The sequence below is a fragment of the Brevundimonas sp. UBA7507 genome, assembly GCF_002478355.1.
Classification (GTDB): domain Bacteria; phylum Pseudomonadota; class Alphaproteobacteria; order Caulobacterales; family Caulobacteraceae; genus Brevundimonas; species Brevundimonas diminuta_D.
Window position 1 is genome coordinate 196427 of record NZ_DLNP01000014.1, and the last position, 7117, is coordinate 203543.

At 70.0% G+C, this 7117-nt stretch carries 5 protein-coding genes; 1 reads left to right on the forward strand and 4 read right to left on the reverse strand.

Annotated elements, in window-relative coordinates; genetic code table 11:
- Positions 1–156 precede the first annotated feature (156 nt).
- The 3 genes from B3D50_RS11630 to B3D50_RS11640 form a co-directional block, all read right to left on the reverse strand.
- Entirely contained in the window at positions 157–1215 is a 1059-nt protein-coding gene (locus B3D50_RS11630; protein WP_286951329.1) for a CaiB/BaiF CoA transferase family protein, read from the reverse strand.
- Between the two features lie 231 nt (positions 1216–1446).
- A complete protein-coding gene (gene acs / locus B3D50_RS11635) occupies positions 1447–3384 on the reverse strand; it encodes an acetate--CoA ligase (RefSeq protein ID WP_409516116.1) in 1938 nt (645 codons plus the stop codon).
- 35 nt (positions 3385–3419) lie between these two features.
- Positions 3420–4769: a DcaP family trimeric outer membrane transporter gene (locus B3D50_RS11640; RefSeq protein ID WP_286951330.1), complete on the reverse strand. Its 1350-nt coding sequence runs from the start codon at positions 4767–4769 to the stop codon at positions 3420–3422.
- Between the two features lie 182 nt (positions 4770–4951).
- On the opposite strand from B3D50_RS11640, the gene B3D50_RS11645 reads away from it, so the two are divergent.
- On the forward strand, positions 4952–5566 hold the full coding sequence (locus B3D50_RS11645; RefSeq protein ID WP_286951332.1) for a response regulator transcription factor: 615 nt from the start codon (positions 4952–4954) through the stop codon (positions 5564–5566).
- A 61-nt stretch (positions 5567–5627) separates the two neighbouring features.
- Here B3D50_RS11645 and B3D50_RS11650 read toward each other — a convergent pair.
- On the reverse strand, positions 5628–7117 hold a 1490-nt coding region (locus B3D50_RS11650), incomplete at its 5' end, for a PAS-domain containing protein (RefSeq protein ID WP_286951334.1).

Here is a 7117-nt window from a genome sequence, read left to right on the forward strand (position 1 = left end):
CATAAACGCAGGGCTTGGGCGTGAAGGCGCGGCGTTTCGTCTTGCAGGCGTCGGCGGCTCTGGATCCCCGGCACAAGGCCGGGGATGACGGGAGTGGGGGAGCGAGGCGTTTGAAGCCAAAGCACTGGGCCCCGGCGTCCGCCGGGGTGAGCGGGATTATGAGGGGCGCTTCGCCGGGCTGTCCCGGAACCGGGGCGCAGGCGCGGGCTGCACCACGCCCTGCGCGGCGACGAAGGCCTCGCGGGCGCGGTTGTGGGGGTGGTCGGGCGCCTCGGTCAGGGACAGGACGGGGGCCACGCAGGCGGCTTGGGCGTCCGGATCATTGCACCAGTCGTCGCGGGTGCGGGTGCGGAAGACGGCGGCCAGCTTGTCCTTCAGCATGGGCCACTGGGCCGGATCGAAGGGCATGGCGAAGTCGGGATCGCCGGCCAGCCCGGTCAGCCGCATCAGGGCGATGTAAAAGGCCGGTTCGATGGCGCCGACGGCGACGTATTTTCCGTCCAGCGTCTCATAGACCTCGTAAAACGGCGCGCCGGTGTCGAGCAGATTGACGCCGCGCTCGTCGCGCCAGGCCAGGCTGGGCGGCAGGGGCGCGGGCAGGTTCTGGCGGAAGCCCCAGATCATGCTCATCAGTAGGGAGGAGCCGTCGGTCATGGCGCAGTCGATGACGTCGCCGCGCCCGGTGCGCTGGGCCTTCAGCAGACCGGCGACCATGCCGAAGGCCAGCAGCATCCCGCCGCCGCCGAAGTCGCCGACCATGTTGATCGGCGGGGTCGGCTTCTCGCCCGCCCGGCCGAAGGCGTGCAAGGCGCCCGAGACGGCGATGTAGTCGATGTCGTGACCCGGCGCCGGGGCCAGCGGTCCGTCCTGACCCCAGCCGGTCATGCGGCCGTAAACCAGCTTGGGATTGTCGGCCAGCAGCACGTCGGGGCCGAGGCCCAGGCGCTCCATCACGCCGGGACGGAAGCCCTCGATCAGGCCGTCGGCGGCGCCGGCCAGATCGCGGATCAGGGCGGCGCCCTCGGGCGTCTTGAGGTCGGCCTCGATCAGGCGGGCGCGGCTGCGGTTCAGGGGATCGCGCAGATCAGGCGCGGCGCCGGGCCGGTGGACCAGCACCACCTCCGCCCCGTGGTCGGCCAGCATCATGCCGCAGAAGGGGGCGGGGCCGATGCCGCCGATTTCGATGATGGTCAGGCCGTCGAGGGTTCCGCTCATGTCCGGCACTGAAGCCGAGGCGGGCGGCCCCGTCCAGCTTGCGCTGTCCGGGGCCGCCTCTTCGGGGGAGCTTGTCGCAAGCCCTCCCCCTCGATGGGGGAGGGTTGGGTGGGGGTGTTGGCAGGCGGTCGCCGGTGAGGCTGGGAGACGCCGCGTCTCATGCGGGCCAACAGCGCTGTCGCGTCCTCACCCCCATCCCCGACCCTTCCCCCATCGAGGGGGAAGGGAGTCTTACGCCGCCCGGTTCTTCACCAGATCGTCCACCACCGACGGATCGGCCAGGGTCGAGGTGTCGCCCAGGGCGCCCAGTTCGTTCTCGGCGATCTTTCTCAGAATCCGCCGCATGATCTTGCCCGAGCGGGTCTTGGGCAGGGCCGGCGCCCACTGGATCACGTCAGGGGCGGCGATGGGGCCGATCTCCTTGCGGACGTGAGCGACCAGCTCCTTGCGCAGATCCTCGGTGGCGTCGACGCCCCGCACCAAGGTGACATAGGCGTAGATGCCCTGGCCCTTGATGTCGTGGGGGAAGCCGACCACGGCGGCCTCGGCCACGATGTCGTGCAGGACCAGGGCGCTCTCGACCTCGGCCGTCCCCATGCGGTGGCCCGAGACGTTGATGACGTCATCGACCCGGCCGGTGATCCAGTAGTAGCCGTCCGCATCGCGGCGGCAGCCGTCGCCGGTGAAATACTTGCCCGGATAGGTCGAGAAATAGGTGTCGAAGAAGCGTTGGTGGTCGCCGTAGACCGTCCGCATCTGGCCCGGCCAGCTGTCGGTAATGCACAGATTGCCCTCGGTCGCGCCGCTCAGCACGCGCCCTTCCGCGTCCACGATTTCAAGTTCGACGCCGGGCAGGGGCAGGGTCGCCGAGCCGGGCTTCAGGTCCGTCGCGCCGGGCAGGGGCGAGATCAGGGCGCCGCCCGTTTCGGTCTGCCACCAGGTGTCGACGATGGGCAGGCGGCTCTCGCCGACGACCTCATGATACCAGCGCCAGGCCTCGGGGTTGATCGGTTCGCCGACGGTGCCCAGCAGGCGCAGCGACTTGCGGCTGGACGTCTTCACCGGGGCGTCGCCCTCGCGCATCAGGGCGCGCAGGGCCGTGGGGGCGGTGTAGAAGATGTTGACCTGGTGCTTGTCCACCACTTCCCAGAAGCGGCTGACGGTCGGATAGTTGGGCACGCCCTCGAACATCAGGGTCGTCGCCGCATTGGCCAGGGCCCCGTAGACGACATAGGTGTGGCCCGTGACCCAGCCCACGTCGGCGGTGCACCAGAAGACCTCGCCGGGGCGGTAATCGAACACCAACTCATGGGTGTAGCTGGCCCAGAACAGATAGCCGCCGGTGGTGTGCAGCACGCCTTTGGGCTTGCCCGTCGAGCCCGAGGTGTAGAGGATGAACAGCGGATCCTCGGCGTTCATCGGCTCGGGCGCGCAGTCGGGCGAGGCCTTTTTCGCCTCGACGCCCCAGTCCAGGTCGCGGCCTTCGACGAAGGGCACATCGGCGCCGGTATGGCGCAGGACGACGACGGTCTTCACGCCCCCGACCTTCTCCAGCGCCTTGTCGACATTGGCCTTCAGCGGAACCTTCTTGCCGCCGCGGCAGCCTTCGTCGGCGGTGATGACGAAGGTCGACTGGCAGTCCTCGATGCGCCCGGCAATGCTGTCGGGCGAGAAGCCGCCGAAGATGACCGAATGCACGGCGCCGATGCGGGCGCAGGCCAGCATGGCGTAGGCCGCTTCGGGGATCATCGGCAGATAGATGGTGACGCGGTCGCCCTTCTGGACGCCGTTGGCCTTCAGCACATTGGCCAGGCGGCACACACGCTCATGAAGTTGGCCGAAGGTGACGGCTTCGCTGTCGGTCGGCTCGTCGCCTTCCCACAGGATGGCGACCTCGTCCTTGCGGGCGGGCAGGTGGCGGTCGATGCAGTTGACCGAGGCGTTCAGCACTCCGTCCTCGAACCAGCGGATGCGGAAGTCGGCCTTGTTGAAGGAGACGTCCTTGATCTTGGTCGGGAAGGTCATCCAGTCCAGGCGCTCGGCCTGTTCGGCCCAGAAGGCCTCGGGGGTCTCGCGCGCCTGCATCCGGGCCGCTTCATAGCCGGCGCGGTCCATGTGGGCGCGGGCGGCCAGTTCGGCGGGGACGGGATAGATTTCCGGATCAGACACGCGATTTTCCTCCAGGGTCTTTTTCTTCTTCGGCCTTAGAAGCCGTATTTGGCGAACAGGATCAGACGGGTCATGTCGCCGTCCAGTCCTGACTCCAGTTTGCGATCAGCGAACATCACCTCGGCGCCCACATCAAACGCCGTGACCGGCGACCAGATCAGATTGGCGTGAAGGCTCTGGGCCGAGCGGTTGACGGCCGCGCCGGTCAGGGCGACGTCGTTGTCGACCTTCTGCGCCGACCAGATCAGGCTGGAGCGCCAGCCCGGCGCCCAGACGTGGCGATAGGCGGCGAAGCCCGCGACCACGCCGATGGCCTCCAGATCGCCCGAGGCGTCCAGCACGGCGTCGTTGGAGAAGTTCAGCCCGACATAACGGCCGACGCCTTCGCCGCCCGTCAACATCAGGCGGATGTCGTCCTGCGCCCCGACCTTGAACTTGGCCGAGGCCGATAGGCCCCAGCCCGTGGCGGTGGAATCGATGTTGGTCGCCGGGTTCTGATACTTCAGCTGGCGCACTAGGCCGGACAGCTGCACGTCTCCCCACGGGCGGCTCAGGCCATAGCGGGCGGTCAGGTCGGGCAGGCTGTTGTCGTCGGCCACGATGCGGGCGCCGCCGCCGAAGGGGGTGACGGTGGTCTCGGGGTTCTCCAGCGCGATGGAGAAGGGGCCGCGCGTGTAGCGGACCTGGGCCTGACGGGCGAAGACCGTGCCCTCGGCCGCGCCGACGAAGTCCGCCGATTCCGGCAGGACGGCGGTGTTCTGGAAGTTGGTCCACTCCTGGCCGATCAGCCAGTTGTCGATGGTGACGAAGGCGCGGCGCAGGGCGGGGTTCGAGCCGCTGGTCGTGCGCTGATCGCCCGAGCCGGGCAGGGTCTGGAAGTCCATCTCCAGCCGCGTGCCGATCTTGTGTCCGGCCACCACGCCGTCGGTGGTCAGCCAGAAGCGGGTCTGGCGGGCGTTGAAGTCGGTGGCGACGTCTTCGTCCGCGCCGCCGACCGGAATGGCGCCGGGCAGGTGATAGTCGCGCAAGGGATCGCCGTTGGCCGGGTCGCCGCCGGAATATTTCGACGCCATGAAGTCGGTCTTGATGAAGCCGCCGAACTTCACCGTGTGGTCGCCGATGCGGAAGCCGTCCGAGGGCGCCGCCGGGGCGGAGACCGGCGTCGGCGCGGGCGTCGGCCGCGTCTCCAGGCGGATGATGTCCTGCGCCTGCGAGGCCTGCTGCGTTCGGGCGGCGGCGACTTCGGACTTCAGGCTGTTCAGCTCGGCTTCGAGCTGGGCGATGCGGGCTTCCAGGGCCGCGCCGGCGTCTTGAGCCAGTGCGGCGCCGGGCGCGAGCAGCAGCGCGGCCGCAGCCACGCCGCCGAACAAACGGCAGCTTCCCATGCGTGGTCCTCCCAGACCGTTGTTCCGGACCTGTCTGTCGCAGGCCTCAGGACGGCAGCATTCCGCGCGCTCCGGGTTTGCGGCCATTAGCCATTCGTCTAGTTTCGACCAAAGTCGAGGCGCGGCATGGTGTCGTCGCGACGCGGCCGAACGAACAAGAACCGCGCGTGGGAAGGACGCCTATGGACCGCATCGTCGTCGCCGACGACCACCCTCTGTTTCGGGCGGCGTTGAAGTCGGCCGTCGAAAAGGCGTCCGAGGGCGCCCTGATCGTCGAATGCGCCAGCCTGGCCGAGGCGCAGACCGCCCTGGGCGCGGCGGCGACGGACCTGCTGCTGCTCGATCTGAAGCTGTCGGACGTGGACGGCATGACGGGTCTGACCCTGATCCGCGCCGATCATCCGGCCGTGCCGGTCGCCGTCGTCTCGGCCAGCGAGGAGGCGCCGACTATCCGCCGCGCCCTGTCGCTGGGGGCGGCGGGCTTCATTCCCAAGTCGGCGGCCCTGCCGACCATGGTCGAGGCGATCCGGGCTATTCTGGACGGCGAGACCTGGGCGCCCGAGGTCGAGGCGGCGGGCGAGGAAGAAGCGGACCTTCAGGCCCGCATCGCCAGCCTGACGCCGTCGCAGCTGCGGATTCTGGAGGGGCTGAAGGTCGGACGGCTGAACAAGCAGATCGCATTCGACCTGGGCGTCACCGAGGCCACCATCAAGGCGCACCTGACCAGCGTCTTCCGCAAGCTGGGCGTGCAGAACCGGACACAGGCGGTGATCCTGGCGCAGTCGCTGGATATTTAGTGGGCGCTGACCAAATGAAACCCCTCTCCCGCCGGGAGAGGGGACTCCGGTGATCGTCTGTTCAGCTTCTCAGAAACGCCTTCAGCGCCGCGGGTTTGACCGGCTTGGGCAGCAGCACCGCCCCCGCAGCCGCCGCCTTCTCCTTCAGGCCGTCGCGGGTGTCGGCCGTCACCAGCGCGATGCGCCTGACGCCCTGAGCGCGCAGGGCGTCCACGGCGGCCAGACCGTCCGGCTCGTCGTCGCCCAGATGCAGGTCGACCAGGGCCGCGTCGAACGGGCCGTCGGCGGCGCGGGCTTCGGCGACTGAGCGCGCCGTTACGGCCTGCGCGCCCCAGCGGTCCAGCAGGGCCGTCAGGGCGTCGAGGATGGGGGGCTCGTTGTCCACGCACAGCACCCGCAGGCCCGCCAGCGGCAGGCGGCGGTCGTCGGACATGATCTCCGGCTCGGGCCGGGCGGCGGCGCGAGGGACGGCGACGCGGAAGGTCGTGCCGCGCCCGACGCGCGAGGCCAGCGACAGGGGGTGTCTCAGCAGGTCCGACAGCTTCTGCACGATGGCCAGGCCCAGGCCCGCGCCCGGTTCGTCCACCGGGGCGCCGGGCAGTCGGACGAATTCGCCGAAGACGGCCTGGCGGTCGGCCTCGGCGATGCCGCGCCCGGTGTCGCTGACCAGGATTTGCACCCGCTCGCCGTCGCGCCGGGCGCCGATCAGCACCCGCCCCCGGTCGGTGTAGCGGATGGCGTTGGCGATCAGGTTCTGCAGCATGGAGCGCAGCAGGTCGCGGTCCGAGGCGATCCACAGGCTGGACGGCGCTACCGTCAGCGTCAGCCCCTTGGCGCGGGCGACGGGGGCGAACTCGCGCGCCAGTTCGTCGAACAGACCGCCCAGGGCCAGCGGCGCCACGGCGGGCCGGACGCCGCCCGCCTCCAGCTTGGACAGGTTCAGCAGGGCGGTCAGCAGGCGGTGGGCGCTGTCGATGGCGCGGTCGGCGTTGGTCGCCAGGCCGCGCGCAGGCGATCCGGCCAGGTCGGCGTCTTCCCTCAGGGCCGCGATGAACAGGCGCGCGGCGTGCAGCGGCTGCAGCAGGTCGTGGCTGGCGGCGGCCAGGAAGCGGGTCTTGGAGGCGGTGGCGTCCTCGGCCTGACGGCGGGCCTCCTCCAGCCGTTCGGTGCGGTCGGCGACGCGGGCCTCCAGCCGTTCATTGGCTTCCTCCAGCTCGCGCGCGGCGCGGCGCAGGGCGGTGATGTCGGTGTAGCTGGTGGCGTAGCCGCCGCCAGGGATGGGCGCGCCGGAGGAGCGCAGGATGCGGCCATCGGGCTGTTCGCGCTCGTGGTCGTGGGGGATGCGGCGAGCCAGGGCCTCCAGCCGTCGCTCGACCCAGGCGTCGATCTCGTGATCGGGCACGCCCGCCTCGCCGCGCTCGGCGTTCAGGCGATAGACGGCGGCGATCGGCAGGCCGACGTGGACGAAGCCGGCGGGCAGGCCGAACATCTCGACATAGCGGCGGTTCCAGGCGGTCAGGCGCAGGTCTTCGTCCACCACGCTGACGCCCT

What these genes read in the sequence shown, in the direction of transcription:
- B3D50_RS11630 (WP_286951329.1), bottom strand. Translation starts at nt 1,215, where the DNA reads ATGAGCGGAACCCTCGACGGCCTGACCATCATCGAAATCGGCGGCATC.
- B3D50_RS11640 (WP_286951330.1), bottom strand. Translation starts at nt 4,769, where the DNA reads ATGGGAAGCTGCCGTTTGTTCGGCGGCGTGGCTGCGGCCGCGCTGCTG.
- B3D50_RS11645 (WP_286951332.1), top strand. Translation starts at nt 4,952, where the DNA reads ATGGACCGCATCGTCGTCGCCGACGACCACCCTCTGTTTCGGGCGGCG.